This window comes from Rhodococcus sp. ACPA1 (assembly GCF_002300195.1).
Classification (GTDB): domain Bacteria; phylum Actinomycetota; class Actinomycetes; order Mycobacteriales; family Mycobacteriaceae; genus Rhodococcus_F; species Rhodococcus_F opacus.
This window is the reverse complement of sequence record NZ_NSDX01000004.1, coordinates 149,988-168,639: the sequence shown is the minus strand read 5'-3', so window position 1 is coordinate 168,639 and position 18,652 is coordinate 149,988. Positions and strand designations below refer to the sequence as shown.

The following is an 18,652-nucleotide window of genomic DNA, read 5'->3' as shown; positions in this document are numbered from 1 at the left end:
CGGTTACGTTTTGTTGGAGTCGAGTGTCACACCGGCGCACTTCGGTGTCAACCACTACTGTCGTTGCCGGAACGAGGTCCCGTACCCTGGGTATCGGCATGCGGTCCAACGAGTATTCGGAGTCCAGGCGAAGTGGCAGAAACAGACATCCCGCGGTCGTGGGACCGGCGGGCACGCGCCCGCGAGGCGTTCATCGACGCCGCCTATCGGGTGATCGACACGCACGGCCCACGCCCGAGCATGAACGACATCGCCAAGGAGGCGGGGGCCACGAAGCCCCGGCTGTACCGGCACTTCGCAGACAAGGCCGACCTCTACAAGGCCATCGCCGACCGCACCACCCACGACGTCTACAAGCTGGTGGCGCCCAAGTTCAACTTCCTGCTCACCACTCCGCACGAGGCGCTGAACCACGCCATCACGGGCTACGCCGAGGTGGTCGCCGAGCACCCGAACGTCTTCCGCTTCCTGGCGGACGGCGAACTGAAACAGGACGGCGCGGGATCAGCCCTGTCCCTCGACGTCGAGCGCGACCTCACCGACCGGCTGGCCGGGGTCGCGTCGACGATCTTCGAGTCCGTGTCCGCCGAAGTCTCCGACGTCCGGTTCACGGCCCGCGCCGCGGTCGGGATCATGGTCTCGACGACCGACCTGTGGCTCGAGTCGTCGACAGACTCCGGGAAACCGGACACCGAGTACTTCGTCGGCCAAGTGGCACCCCTCGTGTGGGGCGTGCTCGACGCGTTCCTCCGTCGCAACGGGATCGAACTCGATCCCACCGAACCGCTCTACCTCGCACTTGCCCGCATCAACGCCCCGTGAGAGTACTTGTCAACCGCCCGCGGTTGACAAGTACTCACGGCGGAAGCGGCTGGACTCCGGGCAGAGGGCGGCGACCGGGGCGACGTCGGCCGCGTAGTCGACGTCGCGGAGCGTCGGCAGCGACAGCACCTCGGCGCCGGCGGCGAGGAGGGCCTCCCGGGTGAGGCGTCCGGTGTCCGGAGTCGACGTGGGAACCGGGCGTATCGCCTCCGCCGCGACCGCGTCGTGCGCTCCGAGGATCCACCACCCGCCGTCCTCCGCGAGTCCGAGGACGCATCGGCCCTTCCGCTCGGTGAGCAGGTCCGCCGATTCCGCGAGCAGTCCCGCCGTCACCTGCGGTGTGTCCATGCCGATCTGGAGTACCGGCAGGCCGAACGCGTCGAACGTGTCGGCGTGGGCGTTCACCAATCGCTCCGCGAAATCCTCACCCCGTTGCGGCAGAACCGTGAAACGGTCGAGCGCTGCCGCGATGTCGGTGCCCCGGACCGCCCGGCCGAGGTCGCCGGTCATCGCGACCACCCGCCGCGCGACGCGGGCACCCGTGACGGCGTCCAGGGTGTCCAGCAGCGAGGCGGCGGCGAGGTCGGCGGCCCGGGCGTCGCCGACGTCCCGCGCGAGCCGGGTCTTCGCGAACCCGGGCACCGGCGCCTTCGCGACCACGAGTACTGCGACGTCGAGGATCACCCGATCACCTTCCAGAAGTCGTGGACGGCGAGGACGGTGCCCTTCAGCGAACCCGACACCTTCGACGTTCCCGCGGTGCGCGGGCGGTACGTGATGTCACGTTCTACGACCCGCCAGTGGGCGCGGCCGGCGAGCACGAGGAGCTGCAGCGGATAGCCCGACCTGCGGTCGTCGACGCCCAAGTCGAGGAGGTCCTGTCTGCGCACGGCTCGCATCGCCCCGAGGTCGTGGATCGGCAGGCCGTACCGGCGCCGGAGTCGTGCGGCGAGGACGGCGTTGCCGATCCTGCTGTGCAGCGGCCACGTGCCGCGTCGATCGGCCCGACGCCGTCCCACGGCGAGGTCGGCTCCCGAGTCCAGCGCGGCGACCAGTCGCGGGAGTTCACCCGGGTCCATCGAGCCGTCGCCGTCCAGCACGCAGACCACCGGTGTCTGCGCCGCCAGCACCCCGGCGTGCACGGCCGAACCGTATCCCGGGACGTGCTCCCGCACCACCGACGCACCGTGCGCGCCGGCTACTGCGGCGGTGTCGTCGGTGGAGTTGTTGTCCACCACCACCGTCCGGTAGTCGCGGGGCACCGCCGCCAGCACTCCGGGCAGGGATCCGGCCTCGTTCATGCACGGGATCACGACGGTGACGTCCCGCGGCGTGATCGGTGAGCGCTCAGACACGGGGAGGTCCCGCCGGCGCCGCGTCCCTCAGGGGTGCGTGCGCGAACGCCGCGATTCCCTCGGCGGGCATGATCTGCGCCCGGAACCCCAGCCGCTCCCGGGCCAGCCGGGGGTCGGCGACGATGTGCCGCACGTCGCCGGGACGGTACTCGCCGGTGACGACGGGATCGGGGCCACCGTACGAACGCGCGAGCGTCGCGGCCACCTCGACGATCGTGATCGGTTGTCCCGAGCACACATTGAACGCCGAGAATCCCGGCAGCGCCGCCTCGACCGCGGCCACGTTCGCCGCCGCGACGTCGTGGACGTGCACGAAATCCCGCGTCTGCCTGCCGTCCTCGAACACGTGCGGTGGGTCGCCGTTCTCGAGGGCTGAACGGAACATCGCGGCCACGCCGGAGTACGGGGTGTTGCGCGGCATGCGATCGCCGTACACGTTGTGATAGCGCAGAGCGGTCACGGAACCGCCGGTGGCCAGCGCCCAGGCGAGCGCATAGTTCTCCTGCGCGACCTTGCCTGCGGCGTAGAGACTCCGCGGCCGCAGTGGCGAGTTCTCCTCCACGAGGGCCCACTCCAGGGGCTTCCCCGTATCGGGATCCGTCTCGTCGAAGATTCCCGCTGCCAGGTCCTCGGTCCGGCGGGCGGCCGGTTCCACGAACTCGCCCCGCCCGTTGCGGTACCGGCCTTCTCCGTAGACGACCATCGACGACGCGAGTATCAGCTTCTCGCAACCCGACTCGTGCATCGCGGCGAGCAGCGTCGCGGTGCCGACGTCGTTGTGGCTGGCGTAGGCCGGGGCATCGCTCACATCCACACCGGCACCGACGACGGCGGCCTGATGGCATACGACGTCCACACCCCGCAGCAGTTCGATCAGAGCGGGAAGGTCGCGGACGTCGGCGCGTCGCACACCGTCCGGCGGTTCGACGTCGGCACCGTGCGCGGACGGGAGCAGTGCATCCACGGCCACGACGTCGTGGCCGGCTCCGGTCAGCGCGGTGCGGATGTGGCTGCCGATGAATCCGGCTGCACCTGTGAGCAGTACGCGTGTTCCGGTCATGGCAGCTCGATCGGCAGCGTCACACCCTCGTGGACGCGGCAGGCTTCGCAGGGGCCCTCGGGCGCGGCGGCGATCGCGGACCGCACCAGCGTCTTCAGCGACCCGAGATTGCGCTGGAACTCGGCGAAGACGTCCAGGGCGCGTACACCGTCGCCGGCCTCGATCCCCGCATCGAGGTCGGTGACCAAAGCGATGGTGGCGTAGCACATCTCGAGTTCCCGGGCGAGGACCGCCTCGGGGTGGCCCGTCATGTTGACGAGGGTCCAGCCCTGCCGGGCGAACCACAGGCTCTCCGCCCTGGTCGAGAAGCGCGGTCCCTCGACCACCACCAGCACACCGCCCTCCACTGCGCCCGGCCGGGCGGCGGCCTTGCGCAGGTCCGAGCAGTACGGGTCGGCGAACTGGACGTGCACACCGCCTCCGTCGAAGTAGGTCTGCGTGCGGCCGCTGGTGCGATCGACCAACTGGTCGGGCACGACCATCGAGCCCGGTCCGAGGTCGGGGGTGAGGCTGCCGGCGGCGCAGGGTGCGAACACCTGCCGCACGCCCAGCGTGCGCAGCGCCCACAGGTTCGCGCGGTACGGGATGGTGTGCGGCGCGAATTCGTGCCGGGCGCCGTGGCGGGGGAGGAACGCCACCCGCCTGCCCTCCACGTCGCCGACCGTGATCGGGGCGCTGGGGCTGCCGTACGGAGTGTCGATCGTGACTTCCGCGGCGTCCTCGTCGAAGAACGAGTAGAAGCCGCTCCCGCCGATCACGGCGACGTCCGCGCGGGCCGGTTCGCGTGCACTCATTGCGGTCATGCAGTCAATCCTCCGTCGTTATGCTGGGCGCGAGTGCGACTTTCGCCGAAGGAGATGACGTCATCGGATCCCCGCAGCGCGCCGAGGAGCGGAATTTTCCGTACCGCGACGTCATGGGCGCCGCGCTCGCCCTGATCCTGGTGGTGGTCGCGTTCGTCGTCCCGCGCCTGGGAAACGAGACGATCACGCCGATCGTCCACCGCACCGCGGAGAGCGTGCGGGACTTCGCGGACGCCGCGCCGCTGTTCGGGTTCCGCGACGTGCACTTCGGGTGGGGGACGCCGGTCGCCGTCGCCGTCGCGGCGGCGGTCGTGATGTGGGGGCCGGACCTGGCGCAGACGCTGGCGTGGCGTCGCCTCACGGTGGGAGTGTGGCTCGTCTCCGCCCTGTGGGCGATGGCGCTCGCGCTGGTCGACGGCTGGCAGCGCGGCTTTGCCGGGCGCCTGACCTCCACCGACGAGTATCTCCACGAGGTCCCTCGTGTCACGGACATCCCCGCGACGCTGCGCGGTTTCGCGGGCCGGATCCTGGACCTGCAGCCCGATTCGTGGACCACCCACGTGTCCGGGCATCCGCCCGGTGCGCTCCTGACGTTCGTCTGGCTCGACCGGATCGGACTCGACGGCGGTGCCTGGGCGTCCGCGCTGTGCGTCGCGGTCGGATCCAGCGCCGGGGCCGCGGTGATCGTCGCCATCCGTGCGCTCGGCGACGAGGCCATGGCCCGCCGCGCGGCCCCGTTCCTCGTCCTCGCACCCGCCGCGATCTGGGTGGCGGTGTCGGCGGACGCACTGTTCGCCGGTGTGGTGGCGTGGGGGATCGCCCTGCTGGCCCTGTCGGCGACTCGGGCCGTCCCGGTCCCCGCCCTCGTCGCGGTGGCGGCGGGCGTGCTGCTCGGATTCGGTGTCTACCTCAGCTACGGGCTCACACTGATGGCGATTCCGGCGGTCGCCGTCCTGGTGATCGCGCGCACGGCCCGTCCACTGGTCGGCGCGTTGGTCGGTGCGCTCGCGGTGGCGGCCGTGTTCACGCTGTACGGATTCTGGTGGTTCGACGGCTACCAACTGGTGCAGGAACGGTATTACCAGGGCATCGCGTCGGATCGTCCGTTCGCCTACTGGGGCTGGGCCAACTTCGCTTCGCTCGTCTGCGCGGTGGGGTTGGCGGTGCCCGCCGCGCTGCCCCGGGCGTTCGCCTGGTCGCGGGTGCGGGCGCTGTCGCCGGTTCCGCTCCTCGTACTCTCCGCGCTGCTGGCGGTGGTGATCGCCGACCTGAGCGCGTTGAGCAAGGCGGAGACCGAGCGGATCTGGTTGCCCTTCGAAGTGTGGCTTCTCGCCGCCCCCGCACTCCTGCCGCGCGGAAACCATCGGTTCTGGCTCGCGGTGCAGGCCGCCGGTGCGCTGGCCGTCAACCATCTGCTGTTCACGAACTGGTGACGGCCGGCGCATCCGAGGTGCCGTTCGGGGGCAGACGGTCACTTGGTCGCGATCGTGATGGTGGCGATTCCGACCAGCAGCCCCGGCTTCACGGCGTCGGTCTTGAACGTCTCGTTCAGCAGTCCGGCCGCGTCCTCCGAGATCTTGACCTCGGTACCCTGCAGGATGGCGGTGTCGTTCGGTCCTGTCTGCAGAGGCTTCAACGTGCGGCCGTCGAGATCGAACAACACCGCATCGGCCGCCGCGGGCGCACCGTTGACGCTCACGTCCCCGGTGAGCAGCGACGTGCCCGGGTCGATCGCGAAATCGGTGAGTTCGACGACGGTGCCGGGTGCCGCCAGCGACAATCCACTACCGTCGTGCATGATCTCGCCCTGTACGTAGGGATCGACCGTCCCCGGCTCCCAGTACTTCACGTTGCCGCCGGTGATCGGAAAGCTGACCGATCCGTCGGCGAGGGCCGCCGTACCCACCACTCCGGGGGTGAGGCCGAGCGTCGTCAGGGCTCCGGTGAAGCCGGAATCCAGTGCGACGGCGGTACTCACCCCGGTCAGGTTGTCGACCTGGGCGACGGGTGCGGGTTGAGTGGCTGCTGCTGCGCTGACATTCGACGACGCATTCGAATCGTTGCTCGAGCACGCCGCGAGCGGGGTCAGGGCCAGGGTGCCGATGGCCGCTGCTACGAGTGCTTTTCGATAGTTCGACATGATGATCAAACAACCTTTCCGGAGGAAGGGGTGGTGGGTGGATGTTCACTAGGTATTCGGTGCGACCTCGCCGGCGGATGGGAGCTCTTACGCCCATTCCATCCGCACGAAGTACCGATTGGCGTGCTGCAGAACATCGATCACGCTCAGTCCGGCAGCGCGTGCGACCCCGGACATCGCGGCGACACCCACACTCGCCCAGGCGAACCACTCGCCGGCGAGATGCTCCGTCTCCCAGCGCAGTAGTTCGTGACGAACCCCTGTCGTGGTCGGCGGATCCACCTCGGCGATCACAATTCCGTGTGGTTGCAATAGTTCTCGTGCACGGCGCAGTATCCGCACCGGCTCTCCGCCGATACCGATGTTGCCGTCGGCGAGCAGCACCCGGTCCCAGTGCCCGGACCGCGGAAGCGGCGCGAAGATGTCCCGGTGCAGCGCGAGTCCGCCTCGGCGGATCGTGAGTTGCACTGCCGTGAACGACGAATCGACGCCCAGCGCCGCGACGCCGGCCGACACGAGTGCCGCGGTGAGGCGGCCCGGTCCGCATCCGAGGTCTACGGTGGCGCCGTGACAGCCGGTGAGCATCACCCGGTCCGCGATCCGATCGGAGAGGGAGGATGCGTCCCCGCCCATCCACCGGCCCACCGGCAGGGGGCGACGCGTTCCCCGTGCGTCGCGCACCCAGCACGGGAGTCCCGCCGACGCGCGCCGCATCAGGAGGTCCGTGGACACGTCCGTCCTCCTCATGAGCCGCTCACCGTGCCACCATCCGTGCGGGACAGCGCAAGTCGGGTGGCGTACGCGACGGCGGACACCGCGAAGAACGTTGCGGTGAGTAGCAGCCAGCGGTCGAGGAAGGGTTCCTGCGTCAGCCCCGTCGCAGCGAGATAAGCGTCGGCGCCCTGCTCGATGATTCCCGGCAGGAACAGCAGCAGTGTCAGCCCGGACGCGAGCGTCGGCACGCGAATGTAGTTGAGCGCCGAAACCGACTGCGGTCGTGGCGGTCTCCTGCCCCGCATCGCGTTCAGCCCGGACGTCAGGGACCGGTCCGCGAGCGCGTACAGCGGGAACAGCACGAGGTCGTGGGCGATCACCGCGCCGAGGAACCACACGGCGATCGACTTCCACCACACGTCCTGATTCCACAGATTCTGCGGACCCACCACCGCCACCGCATATCCGGCGAGGGCGAACGTGAACAGCACCGCCAGCAGATGCAGCGGGTCGGCGCCGTAGAAGCGGGCGAATCGGCGCATCTCACGCCTCCCGGAATTCGATGGCCTGCACCCATTTGGTGTTGTGTACGCCGGGCAGGGCGGGAACGATGATCCGGGCGGGGTAGCCGTGGTCGAGGGACAGGTCCGCGCCGTTGACCTCGAGGGCGAGCAGGGCGTCGGCGTCGCGCACCTGATCGGCCGTCAGCACCGCCTGGTTGAACGCCCCGGACCGTTCCAGCGACGTCACCTTCGCCGACGCGAACGCGGTCACCCCGGCGGCGTCCGCGAGGTCACGCAGTCGCACACCTGTCCACGTCTCGGTGGTGGACCATCCCTCGACGCACGCGATCGGCAGCGACGCCGTGTGTGACGGCATCGCGCGCAGCTGACTTCGGCTCAGCTGCACGGGTTCCGCGCCACCCGTCACCGAAAGCCGCCAGGTGTCGCCGATCAGCTCCGGGGTGATGTGCGCGGCCGTGGCGGTGCGATTGATCTGAAAGTCGTTGGGACCGTCACCGTACGAGCGGCCGCGAGGGAGGAGCAGCGCGGCGCTGCGCAGGAACCCGCCGGTGGTCTGCCCGACCGACAGGACGGCGACCAGGGCGGCGCCGCCACCGACCAGGGCGAGGGCGCCGCGGCGGCTGATCGTGGGCGGGGTGGGGTCTTCGGCCACGAGGCCGTTCTCGTCCGGCGGTTCGGGGCGCGTGTGCGCGCGGGACGTGCGCAGCATCTCCCGGAACGACCGGGAACGTAGCGACCTCACCATCAACGGCACCTTCAGGATCGTGTGCGTCACGAACCCGGCGATGAAGACCCACGCGCCCCAGTAGTGCGCCGTGTAGAAGTCGAAGCCGAAGATGTAGTCGTACTGGATGTTCAGGACCCCGGTGATGATCTCGAACAGCGCACCGCCGACCAGGGCGATCAGCGACAGGCGTTCGAGCGCCTGCGCCGGCGACCGCCCCGGCGGAAACACGAACAGCTTGGGGATCACCGACCACAGCTTGGCGAGGACGATCGGCACCAGGATCAGTCCGAGCCCGACGTGCAGCCCCTGCGTGAGCCGGTACAACCACGACGGCCGGGTGGGCCACGCGAAGTACGGAAGGTGCAGCCACCCGACGTCGCCGGGACGGGCCTGCCCGAACTGCGGACCGTACGCGATGTACGAGAGCAGTCCCGTGACGATGACGACCGGAAGCCCGATCAGCAGAACGAGGCCGAATACCGAGGTCAGCCACGGTCCGCGCAGTGGACTGCGTAATCGTGGGCCGCGAGAGTTGTCGGTCATGGTGTATCAATCCCTCCGGCTCGATCATCTCGAGCCTCAGAGGTAATTCGGTGCCGCCGCCGTGCAGGACTGCTTCGCCCGTGAGTACTTGTTAACCGCGGGAGGTTGACAAGTACTCACGGGTGCGCACCGTGCCGGATCTCGTCGCGGGGCTGGTCGTACCGGACCATCTCGTATCCGATCATCGCGAGCAGGACCGCGGTGAGCACGCCGAGCGTGGCGAGGGCCGGGATGTGCCAGACGGCGGGGAGCAGCGCGATCAGCACGACCGCCGTCACGACGCGCGGCACGGTGACCGACCTCGTCGCGTAGGCCTTGAACGCGACCAGTGCGAGGAGGTACAGCGCCGCGCCGCCGAACAGTGCGATCAGCGGCCAGCCGTACAGCGGGTCGGTGAGCCGGTGATGGTTGCCGTCGCCGACGTACGACAGGATCTTCTTCAGGCCGAGCGACAGCATCACGATCCCGATCACCATCGGCAGGTGCAGGAAGCTGTAGCAGTTCCGGGCGATCCTGATCTGACGCGCACCGCTCGCCTCCTCGAAGGCGTGCTCGACGGCCAGTGACGTGACGTCGAAGTACGACCACCACAGCAGCCCCGACACGGCGAGTCCCAGCAACGAGGCGACGATGATCGCCCAGGAGATCGGCAGACTCGCGACGCCGATGCCGATCGACACGATCGACTCGCCGAGCGCGACGATGATGATGAGGCCGTGCCGTTCGGCGAAGTGGCTCACCGACCGCAACCGCCAATCGGTGCCGCCGATCAGTGTGCCGATGTAGTCGCCGGCGAGGGCGAGGATCCACATCACGGTCTGCGCCGTGCCGGTGAGCTGCGACGCGATGAGCAGGAACACGGTGCCGGTGATCATGCTCGGTGCGAAGCGCAGCACCTGACCGCGCAGTTGGGGGTCGGTGCGGCTGATCACCCAGAACATCACCAGGTGCAGGAGGCGGACGACGAAGTACCCGAGGGCGAAGATGACGGGGCCGTCGAGTCCGCCGGCCAGGTCGTCGAACGCCTCGGGGATCGTCAGCGCGGTGATGAACATGGCGCCCATCGCGCCGAACATCACCACCCGCACGATGCCCTCGTCGGCGCGCACGAGGTTGCAGAGCCAGGCGTACCCCACCCAGCTCCACCACAGGACGGCCATCACCAGTGCGCCGCGCAGCAGGTTCACCCCGGTGGGGTCCTCGGCCATCAGATCGGTGACGCGGGTGAGAGCGAACACGAAGACGAGGTCGAAGAACAGCTCGAGCGGCGACACCGACGCTCGCTCTTCGACGAGACGGGGACGCAAACGATGAGCAAAAGTCACGGGGAGAATGCTGCCACCGGACAGCGACGCGGGAAAGTCCTGGGGCCGCGCAAGTAGAGGGACCGGTCGCCCGGCCGGCGCGGGTCGGCCGTGATCCGAGGACCTTTCGCCGGAACGCGGGTGAAGGAGCGAGGGATCCCGGAAAGCCCATGAGACGGTCTCGAACGGGATTATGCTCGGACGATGGCCGGAATTCTCGTGGGAAGGCCGGGGCCAGTGTGACCGAGCCCCGATTCGGGGTGGTTTCCGCGGATCTACGCAGCAGGCACGAAGAGAGGTTTTTCCGGTGAACGAAATCGACCCGGAGGATAGCGGACCCATCGATTATCTCGTGGTGGAGTTCCCTGCCGACCGACGACCGGACGGATCAGCGTTGGCGATCCTCCGCGAACTCGTCGAGCAGGGCACTGTGCGAGTGCTCGACCTGGTCTTCCTTCGCAAGGAAACGGACGGCTCCGTCGTGGCGATCGACGTCGTCGACGTCGGACTCGTGGGCGATATAGATGTGTCGCTCTTCGCCGAGGCCTCGACCGGCCTGCTCGACCTGACGGACATCGCCGACGCCGGATCCGTGCTCGAGCCAGGTGCTTCGGCTGCGGTACTGGTCTACGAGAACACTTGGGCCGCACCGCTCGCAACCGCCCTGCGTCGCACCGGAGCGCAACTCGTGGCGTCGGGCCGCATCCCTGTACAGGGCATCCTGGCGTCACTCGACGCTCTCGAAGCCAGAAACTGAAACCGAGGACAACACCATGCCTGGACTTCTCCGCGGGATCGCCCGCACCGCCGTCATCGCCGGAACCGCGACGTCCGTGTCGAATCGAGTGTCTCGACGTCAGGGCCAGCGGTGGGCGGCGAAAGAGCAACCGCAGCAGCAGCCGCAAGCACCGCAGAACGAGGCCCCGGGCTACTCCCAGGCACCCCCGCCGCAGGCCGCCCCCACTCCCTCCGCGGGTGGAGGGAGCGTCGACCGGATCGCCGCGCTGAAGGATCTCGGAGAACTCAGAGCGCAAGGTGTGCTCACCGAGGAAGAATTCAGCGCCGAGAAGGCGAAGATCCTGGCCACGTAGGACCACCCGTGAGTACTTGTCAACCGCGGGCGGTTAACAAGTACTCACGGGCGGCGGAGCCGCATTACTTGACGCCACCGGCGGTCAGGCCGGACACGATGCGGCGCTGCAACAGCAGCACGATGATGACGAGCGGAATGGTCACGACCGTTCCCGCTGCCATCACCGACGTGAACGGCTCCTCGTGCGGCTTGCTTCCCGCGAACTGAGCGATGGCGACGGTGGCCGGCTGGGTCACGTCGTTGGACAGCTGACTGGAGATCAGGTACTCGTTCCACGACGCGATGAACGCGAGGATCGCGGTGGTGAACAGTCCGGGTGCGGCCAAGGGCAGCAACACCATTCGGAACGCCTGCCGCCTGCTGGCCCCGTCGATCCGGGCCGCCTCCTCGAGTTCCCACGGCAACTCCTTGAAGAACGCCGTGAGGGTGTAGATGGTGAGGGGCAGCACGAACGAGATGTTCGGGATGATCAATGCCTGGTACGTGCCGAACCAGCCCATCGACGTGAACAGCTGGAACAGGGGCGTCAGGACGGCGACACCCGGGAACATCGACGCCGCCAGGATGAGTCCGAGGACGACGTGCTTTCCCCGGAACTGCAGTCGCGCCAGTGCGTACGCGGTGCCGATGCCGACGATCAGGCCGATCGCGGTGGTGACGGCGCCGATGATCGTGCTGTTGACGAGCGCCCTGGCGAAGTGGTTGCCCGCCTCCGTCGAGAACACGCTCGCGAAATTCTCCAGGGTGACGTGCGTGGGCCACGGGGTGGTGTCGAACGTGTAGTCGGAGTGGCGGAAGGCGGTGACTACCATCCAGTAGACGGGGGCCAGACCCCAGACGACGATCACCGCCAGGCCGAGGTAGGTGCGGATGGATGCGAGCGACGGTCCCCGGCGCCGGCGTACCACCGCGGGCCGGGACATCCCCGGTGTGACGACTGCTGTGGACATGGATCAGGCCTTTCGCTGCTGCTCTTGGGTGTCGATCACGTTGACGCCCATCACCTTCACCAGTACGTAGGCGACGGCGAAGATGAACAGGAACGTGATCGTGGAGAGGGCGGACGCGCTGTTGAAACCCTGGCGCATCTGGTCGATCACCAGGATCGACAGGGTGGTGGTGGCCGTGCCGTCGCCGCCACCGCCGCCGGTGAGGATCGCCGGGAGGTCGTAGATCCGCAGGACGTCGAGTACCCGGAAGAGGACCGCCACCAGAATGGCCGGCTTGATGAGCGGCAACGTGATCGACCGGAACCGCTGCCACACGTTGGCGCCGTCCATCCGCGCCGCCTCGTACACCTCGGCGGGCACCATCTGCAGTCCGGCGAGGATCAGCAACGCCACGAACGGTGTCGTCTTCCATGCGTCGGCGATCACGACGGCGAACCGGGCAGGCCACGTGTCGCCGGTCCACAGGATCTCCGTGCCGAGCAACTTGTTGGCGATGCCGTCGTACGCGAAGACGAAGTACCACAGCTTCGCGGTGACGGCGGTCGGGATGGCCCACGCCACGAGGATGCTGGTGCGCAGCAGTGCCCGACCGCGGAAGGCCCGGTTCATGATGGTGGCGAACCACAGTCCCAGCGCGACCTCGATGACGACCGTGACGACGGTGAAGAACACGGTGACCCACACCGACTGCCAGAACAGCGATCCCAGCGTGCCGCCCGGGCAGGACACGGATGCTCCGGTCGTGTCGGTGCACCGCTGGAACAGCCAGTGCGTGTAGTTCGACAGTCCCGCGAAACCCTGGTCGACGAACTTGCCGGTGGCGGGATCGATCGTCGGGTCCTTGAACAGCGACATCACCATGGCGCTGACCACCGGGTACAGAACGACGATGCCCAGCAGGATCATGGTCGGCAGGATCAGGAACATCGCCGCCTTGCTGCGTCCCTTCGGCGGTCGCGCGGGATCCGGTTCGCCGGACCTCGTGCCGTCCCCGTGTGGGGGAGCGGGCGTCTTCTCGAGTGAGAGTTCGTGAACGGTCATCGGCTGTCTCCTCTAGGACCCGGCCGCGGCGATCGCGGACTGGATGTCGGCGGCGGCCTGGTCCACCGTCTTCTCGCCTTTGATCGCGGCGTAGGCGTTGTTCTGCACGGCCCGGGTGACCGCGGGATAGAACGGGGTGACCGGCCGGGTCACGGCGTTCTCGATGGACGTCTTCAACGTGGGGAGGTATGGGTACTGCTCGACCAGCTCCGGGTCGTCGTAGACGTCGGCGCGGACGGGGGCGAGCGATCCCTGCGAGAGGAAGAACGCCTGCGACTTCTTCTCCAGGAAGAACTTCAGGAAGTCCGAGGCGGTGGCCTTGTGCTCGGAGTACACGTTGACCGCGGCGCTGTGCCCGCCGAGAGTCGAGTGACCGGGTCCGCTCTTCCCCGGCAGCGGCGCCACCCCGAACTTGCCCGACACCGCGGAACTGCCCTGTCCGTCCATGAGGCTGTACGCATACGGCCAGTTGCGCATGAACAGCAGATCGCCGCTCTGGAATGCCTGCCGTGCCTGTTCTTCCTGGAATGTGACGGACTCGCGGGGGATCGCACCCGAACGGTAGGCGTCGACGAGCGATTGCAGCCCCGCCTTGGCTTCCGGGGTGTTCATCGTCGGGGTCACGCCGTCCGGGCCGAGGATCGACCCACCCGCCGTGTTGATGGCCTCGGACGCGTTGACGGTCAGCCCCTCGTACTTGGCGTACTGTCCGGCGTAGCAGCCGATTCCGGCGTGCTGCGCCGTCCCGCACGCGCCGATGAGCTCGTCCCAGGTGGCGGGCGGATGATCCATCAGGTCGGTGCGGTAGTAGAGCAGGGCGCCGTCACTGGTCTGCGGCGCCGCGTAGAGGACGTCCCCGTACGTGGCGCCCGCGACCGTCGCCGGAAGCAGTCCGGACGTGTCGATCGCCATCGGGCCCTCGAGCGGTTGCAGCCATCCGCGGGCCGCGAATTCGGCCGTCCACACGACGTCGACGACGGCGACATCGTATCCGGAGTCCCGGGACTGGAAGTGCTGCACCAGGTCCTCGTGCTGCTGGTCGGCCTGGTCGGACTGCTCCTTGAACGTCACCTCTTCACCGGGGTGGGTGGCGTTCCATTCGTCGATCAGAGGCCGGATGACGTTCGAGTTGTCCTTGCCCTGCACGTAGGTGATGGGCCCGCGGCTGTCGAGGTTCTCCTTCTCCGCCTGCGCGGCGGCGTCGATGCCCTGATCGGCGCAGGATGTCGCCGCGAACAGGACGCCGACGGCCACTGCGCAGGCGGCGACGCGCTTCATCGTGATTCACCCGCGCCCGGTTCCGACAGCCACACGGCGGTGTCGGACGGGAGGACTCCGCCGGTGATGCCGGCGACCGAACCGAGCACGACGGTCAGTCCTTCGGGAAGTGCGACCGGTTCGGGGCCGGTGTTCACCCAGCACTGCACCGCGCCGCGTGCGAACGCGAGCACGCCCGGGGGAGTGTCGAGCCACTCGACTGCGTGCGGGGTGTCGAAGAAGTCGCGTCGCAGTTCCAGCGCCTCGCGGTACAGCGTGAGGAACGACTCGGGGTGGCCGGCCTGCGCTTCCGCGGTGTGCGGGGCCCAGTGCCCGGGCTGCGGGAGCCAGGTGTCCTCCTCCGCGTCGAACGGGGAGAAGCCGTACGGCACTTCGTCGTTCGACCACGGAATCGGAACCCGGCAGCCGTCACGACCGCAGTCGGCGCCGGCGGTCTGGAACCATGTCGGATCCTGGCGGACGTCGTCGGGCAGGTCCTCGACCTCTTCCAGTCCGAGTTCCTCGCCCTGGTAGATGTACGCGGTGCCGGGCAACGCCAACTGCAGCAGCGCGGCGGCACGGGCGCGACGACGGCCGAGTTCGTGATCGGGTTCCTCGAGTGCCCAGCGGGCGCGCTCCCAGTCGGTTTCGACGAGATGGTCGGGCTGTGAGCGGGAGTAGCGGGTGACGGTGCGCGGCACGTCGTGATTGGACAGCACCCACGTTGCGGGAGCGCCGACGGTGGCTGCCTGCTCGAGCGCGTCGTCGATCACGGCGCGAATGCTGGCGGAACGCCAAGGGGCGCGCAGGAAGTCGAACTGAAACGCCGTGTGGAGTTCGTCGGGGCGCAGGTAGCGGGCCAGGCGATCGTTGCCGGGCACCCACGCCTCGGCGACGAAGACGCGGTCGGCGTAGGCGTTGGCGACGGCCCGCCAGCCCCGGTACACCTCGTGGACGGCGTCCTGGTCCCACGCGGGATGCGGCTGGGTGTGCTGCGAACCGGGAAGGCGCTCACCGGCGTCGGGCAGTGCGGGATCCTTGGCCAGGCCGTGGGCGACGTCGATGCGGAAGCCGTCGACGCCCTTGTCGAACCAGAAGCGCAGGATGTCCTCGAACTCCGCGCGGACCTCGGGGTGCTCCCAGTTGAGGTCGGGCTGGCCTTGAGCGAACAGGCGCAGGTACCACTCACCGGTGTCCAGGCGGCTCCACGCGGGACCACCGAATGCGCTCTGCCAGTCGTTGGGCGGCTGGTCACCGGCCGGACCGCGGCCGGGGCGGAAGATGTAGCGGTCGCGGGCGCCCGGCTCGTCGCGCAGGGCGGCCTCGAACCAGCGATGGGCACTGGACGTGTGGTTGGGCACGATGTCGAGAATCACGCGAATGCCCAGCTCATGGGCCTCGGCGATGAACGCCTCACCCTCCGCGAGAGTGCCGTACGACGGCTCGATGTCACGGAAGTCGGCCACATCGTAGCCGGCGTCCTCCATCGGCGACGGGTACCAGGGATTGATCCACACCGCGTCGACACCGAGGTCGGCGAGGTAGGGCAGCTTGGATCGCAAGCCGGTGAGGTCGCCGACGCCGTCGCCGTTCCCGTCGGCGAAGCTGCGGATGTAGACCTGGTAGACGACGGCTGTCTTCCACCAGGCTTCTGGGTGCCGGCTCGCGACGGTGGTTGCGGTCGACTCCACGGACTGGGTCATCGAATCTCCTCGGTGGGGGATGGGATGGGGGAATGTGATGCGTAAACGTTTGCGTAGATAGCGTGAGGCACGTCACAGGTAGCTGTCAACTCGAGCAGGATGATTTCTTTTGCGCACTACAGCGCCATGGATTCCGTGAGGAACTTACGCAAATATTTGCGTTGTTCGCTTACTGTGGGGACGTGATCCCCAAGCAGTCCGTCAACATGGCCGACGTCGCGCGCCGCACCGGAGTCTCGATCGCCACCGTCTCGCGTGCGTTGCGCGGTGAGCGGGGTGTCTCCGAAGCGACGCGACTGCGAATCCAGAGGGCCGCGGACGAGTTGGCGTACGTCATCTCACCCGAGGCGTCGAAGCTGTCGGGGGGCGCGACCGGGCGGGTAGCTGTCGTGGTGCCGTGGATCGACGCCTGGTTCTATTCGCGGATTCTCGCCGGCATCGAACACGAACTCCGCGCCGCGGATCTGGACGTGCTGCTGTACTGCCTCGAGGAGTCGTCCCAGCGCGAATCGTTCTTCGAACGGCTTCCCTTGCGCCGCAAGGTCGATGCCGTCATCGCCGTGGCGTTTCCTCTGACCGGGCCGGAGCGGGCGCGGCTCGAGGAGATGGATGTGACCGTGGTCGTCATCGGCGCGCACGCCGGCGAGTTCCCGTCCGTCCGGATCGACGACGAACTGGCTGCGCGCCAGGCTGTCGGGCACCTGATCAGGATCGGCCACACCCGGATCGGCATGATCCGCACCGTGGACCCGGAAGGCCAGTACTGGGAGGGCGACATCGCCCGGGTGGCAGGATTCCATGCCGCCCTCGCCGACGCCGGACTCGACGACGACTGCACCGTCACCGTTCCCTGGGGAATCGAGGGCGGCGAGCGCGGCATGGAACTGCTGCTCAGCCGTGCCGAGGTACCCACCGCGGTGTTCTGTCATTCCGACGAGGTCGCCGTCGGAGCATTGCGCACGCTGCGACGTGCGGGGATTCCCGTTCCGGCGGGGATGTCGGTGATCGGGATCGACGATCACCCGACGGCCGAGCTGGCCGACCTGACCACGGTCCGGCAGCCGGTCGGAGAGCAGGGGGCGGCGGCCGGCCGGGCGGTCGTGGAACTGCTCAGCGGCCGGGAACCTGCGGAACGGGCGGTCGTGCTCCCGACTCACCTGGTGGTCAGGGGCTCGACCGCCCGTCCTCCGGAACTCTGACGTCACCGCACCAGACGCTCGCCCGCCGCGTCGGTGGCGAAGAGATGCGCGTGGGCCTCGTCGACGCGCACGTGCACAACCTGGCCTTTCTCGGGCGGGTTGCGCCAGTCGACCCGCGCGACCAGGTTCTCGGTCCGCCCGCTCACGGTGGTGCGGCCGAACACGAACGCCTCGGAGCCGAGTTCCTCGACGACGTCGATCTCGAGCTTCAGGCCGCCGGTGTCGGCGAGTTCGACGTGCTCGGGCCGGATCCCGAAGATCACCTCACGCCCGCCGGCCGCGGTCAGGACGTCGCGGGGGACGGGGACCAGCTGGTCGCCGATCTGCACCCCGTCGTCGGTGACGGGCACGGTGAACAGGTTCATCGACGGTGACCCCATGAATCCGGCGACGAAGACGTTCGCGGGCCGGCGGTAGAGCTCGCGCGGGGACGCACACTGCTGCAGCACCCCGCCCTTGAGGACGGCGACCCGGTCGCCCATCGTCATGGCCTCGACCTGGTCGTGGGTGACGTAGACGGTGGTGGTGCCGAGGCGGCGCTGCAACTGGGCGATCTGGGTGCGGGTCTGCACCCGCAGCTTCGCGTCGAGGTTCGACAGCGGTTCGTCCATCAGGAACACCTGGGGTTGCCGGACGATGGCGCGGCCCATCGCCACCCGCTGCCGCTGGCCGCCGGAGAGGGCCTTCGGTTTGCGGTCTAGGTAGTCGCGGAGGTCGAGCATGTCGGCGGCCTCGCCGACCCGCTTGCGGATTTCGGTCTTGTCGGTTCCGGCGAGTTTGAGGGCGAAGCCCATGTTCTCGGCGACAGTCATGTGTGGGTAGAGCGCGTAGTTCTGGAAGACCATCGCGATGTCGCGGTCCTTGGGTTCGGCGTGCGTGACGTCGCGGCCGCCGATCAGGATCTGGCCGCCGTCGACGTCCTCGAGTCCGGCGAGCATCCGCAGGGACGTGGATTTTCCGCAGCCGGACGGGCCGACGAGGACGAGGAATTCGCCGTCCTCGATGTGCAGGTCGAGTTGATCGACCGCCGGGACGTCCGAGCCGGGAAAGAGCCTGGTCGCGCGGTCATAGGTGATTGTTGCCATGAGAAATGAATCCCTCCACCGGCAGGAACGTGCCGGACGATCCGAGTGTCAGGGGCGCGCCGGCTTGTGCCGACGGGTGAGAACTATGGCTTAGATCACAGTGCTTGTCCACTTGGGGATCCGCCCTCGACGGCGCTCCGGACGAACGGGACGCCCGTTGCGTCAGATCGAACGAGCGTCCCCTCCGTCCAGCGGTGGGTGGCCTCGACGGATTGGATAGTGAACGATTGAACACTCCCGTATCGCGCAAGCAGCATCGAAGTGCGCAACAAATGCAGGCAATACCGGGGAATGTTCGATGTGACTCTTGCCACAGTTAACGATTGTTGATT

19 protein-coding genes are annotated in these 18,652 nt (G+C 68.3%); 5 read left to right on the top strand and 14 right to left on the bottom strand.

Annotated features, from left to right (window positions below; all coding sequences use genetic code 11):
• Nucleotides 1-132 precede the first annotated feature (132 nt).
• Complete coding sequence (locus CJ177_RS18655) at nt 133-822, top strand: TetR/AcrR family transcriptional regulator (protein ID WP_257014585.1); 690 nt, start codon at nt 133-135, stop codon at nt 820-822.
• Nucleotides 823-831: 9 nt separating this feature from the next.
• Here CJ177_RS18655 and CJ177_RS18650 read toward each other — a convergent pair whose 3' ends face one another.
• From CJ177_RS18650 to CJ177_RS18635, 4 genes are read right to left on the bottom strand one after another with little or no spacing between them, the layout of a single operon-like run.
• Nucleotides 832-1,506 carry a DUF2064 domain-containing protein gene (locus tag CJ177_RS18650; RefSeq protein WP_095868332.1) on the bottom strand — a complete coding sequence of 225 codons (675 nt, stop codon included), beginning with the start codon at nt 1,504-1,506 and terminating at the stop codon, nt 832-834.
• Entirely contained in the window at nt 1,503-2,177 is a 675-nt protein-coding gene (locus CJ177_RS18645; protein WP_095868331.1) for a glycosyltransferase family 2 protein, read from the bottom strand. Before CJ177_RS18645 ends, CJ177_RS18650 begins: the two co-directional genes overlap by 4 nt.
• Nucleotides 2,170-3,237 carry an NAD(P)-dependent oxidoreductase gene (locus CJ177_RS18640; protein WP_095868330.1) on the bottom strand — a complete coding sequence of 356 codons (1,068 nt, stop codon included), beginning with the start codon at nt 3,235-3,237 and terminating at the stop codon, nt 2,170-2,172. Before CJ177_RS18640 ends, CJ177_RS18645 begins: the two co-directional genes overlap by 8 nt.
• Nucleotides 3,234-4,040, bottom strand: coding sequence for an S-methyl-5'-thioadenosine phosphorylase (locus tag CJ177_RS18635; RefSeq protein WP_095868329.1), 807 nt, complete (start codon nt 4,038-4,040; stop codon nt 3,234-3,236). The genes CJ177_RS18640 and CJ177_RS18635 overlap by 4 nt, the downstream gene beginning before the upstream one ends.
• Nucleotides 4,041-4,060: 20 nt before the next feature.
• On the opposite strand from CJ177_RS18635, the gene CJ177_RS18630 reads away from it, so the two are divergent.
• Nucleotides 4,061-5,473 (top strand): hypothetical protein, encoded by a 1,413-nt coding sequence (locus CJ177_RS18630; RefSeq protein ID WP_061040850.1) that lies wholly within the window; start codon nt 4,061-4,063, stop codon nt 5,471-5,473.
• A 38-nt stretch (nt 5,474-5,511) separates the two neighbouring features.
• On the opposite strand, the gene CJ177_RS18625 is transcribed toward CJ177_RS18630, so the two are convergent.
• From CJ177_RS18625 to CJ177_RS18605, 5 genes are all read right to left on the bottom strand, one after another.
• Entirely contained in the window at nt 5,512-6,180 is a 669-nt protein-coding gene (locus CJ177_RS18625; RefSeq protein ID WP_025431706.1) for a hypothetical protein, read from the bottom strand.
• Nucleotides 6,181-6,267: 87 nt separating this feature from the next.
• The gene (locus CJ177_RS18620; protein ID WP_037181676.1) at nt 6,268-6,927 is read right to left on the bottom strand and encodes a class I SAM-dependent methyltransferase; all 660 of its coding nucleotides are present in this window, start codon (nt 6,925-6,927) and stop codon (nt 6,268-6,270) included.
• The gene (locus CJ177_RS18615; protein ID WP_061040851.1) at nt 6,924-7,436 is read right to left on the bottom strand and encodes a hypothetical protein; all 513 of its coding nucleotides are present in this window, start codon (nt 7,434-7,436) and stop codon (nt 6,924-6,926) included. Before CJ177_RS18615 ends, CJ177_RS18620 begins: the two co-directional genes overlap by 4 nt.
• Before the next feature lies 1 nt (nt 7,437).
• On the bottom strand, nt 7,438-8,688 hold the full coding sequence (locus CJ177_RS18610; RefSeq protein WP_095868328.1) for a molybdopterin-dependent oxidoreductase: 1,251 nt from the start codon (nt 8,686-8,688) through the stop codon (nt 7,438-7,440).
• A gap of 116 nt (nt 8,689-8,804) precedes the next feature.
• Nucleotides 8,805-10,013: a low temperature requirement protein A gene (locus tag CJ177_RS18605; protein WP_095868327.1), complete on the bottom strand. Its 1,209-nt coding sequence runs from the start codon at nt 10,011-10,013 to the stop codon at nt 8,805-8,807.
• Between the two features lie 286 nt (nt 10,014-10,299).
• Here CJ177_RS18605 and CJ177_RS18600 point away from each other — a divergent pair, with 286 nt between their 5' ends.
• Both CJ177_RS18600 and CJ177_RS18595 read left to right on the top strand, forming a co-directional pair.
• Complete coding sequence (locus CJ177_RS18600; RefSeq protein WP_005248582.1) at nt 10,300-10,749, top strand: DUF6325 family protein; 450 nt, start codon at nt 10,300-10,302, stop codon at nt 10,747-10,749.
• 16 nt (nt 10,750-10,765) lie between these two features.
• Nucleotides 10,766-11,083: an SHOCT domain-containing protein gene (locus tag CJ177_RS18595; RefSeq protein ID WP_095868326.1), complete on the top strand. Its 318-nt coding sequence runs from the start codon at nt 10,766-10,768 to the stop codon at nt 11,081-11,083.
• Between the two features lie 64 nt (nt 11,084-11,147).
• On the opposite strand, the gene CJ177_RS18590 is transcribed toward CJ177_RS18595, so the two are convergent.
• From CJ177_RS18590 to CJ177_RS18575, 4 genes are read right to left on the bottom strand one after another with little or no spacing between them, the layout of a single operon-like run.
• Nucleotides 11,148-12,035, bottom strand: coding sequence for a carbohydrate ABC transporter permease (locus CJ177_RS18590; protein ID WP_005248580.1), 888 nt, complete (start codon nt 12,033-12,035; stop codon nt 11,148-11,150).
• A gap of 3 nt (nt 12,036-12,038) precedes the next feature.
• On the bottom strand, nt 12,039-13,076 hold the full coding sequence (locus CJ177_RS18585) for a carbohydrate ABC transporter permease (RefSeq protein WP_095868325.1): 1,038 nt from the start codon (nt 13,074-13,076) through the stop codon (nt 12,039-12,041).
• 12 nt (nt 13,077-13,088) lie between these two features.
• Nucleotides 13,089-14,354, bottom strand: coding sequence for an ABC transporter substrate-binding protein (locus CJ177_RS18580; RefSeq protein ID WP_095868324.1), 1,266 nt, complete (start codon nt 14,352-14,354; stop codon nt 13,089-13,091).
• Nucleotides 14,351-16,036, bottom strand: a complete 1,686-nt coding sequence (locus CJ177_RS18575; RefSeq protein ID WP_095868323.1) for a glycoside hydrolase family 13 protein — start codon at nt 16,034-16,036, stop codon at nt 14,351-14,353. Before CJ177_RS18575 ends, CJ177_RS18580 begins: the two co-directional genes overlap by 4 nt.
• Before the next feature lie 182 nt (nt 16,037-16,218).
• Between CJ177_RS18575 and CJ177_RS18570 the strand changes: the two genes are divergently transcribed.
• Nucleotides 16,219-17,235: a LacI family DNA-binding transcriptional regulator gene (locus tag CJ177_RS18570; protein ID WP_005248575.1), complete on the top strand. Its 1,017-nt coding sequence runs from the start codon at nt 16,219-16,221 to the stop codon at nt 17,233-17,235.
• Nucleotides 17,236-17,237: 2 nt separating this feature from the next.
• Here the strand turns inward: CJ177_RS18570 and CJ177_RS18565 are convergent, their stop codons facing one another.
• Complete coding sequence (locus tag CJ177_RS18565) at nt 17,238-18,320, bottom strand: ABC transporter ATP-binding protein (RefSeq protein WP_095868322.1); 1,083 nt, start codon at nt 18,318-18,320, stop codon at nt 17,238-17,240.
• Nucleotides 18,321-18,652 lie beyond the last annotated feature (332 nt).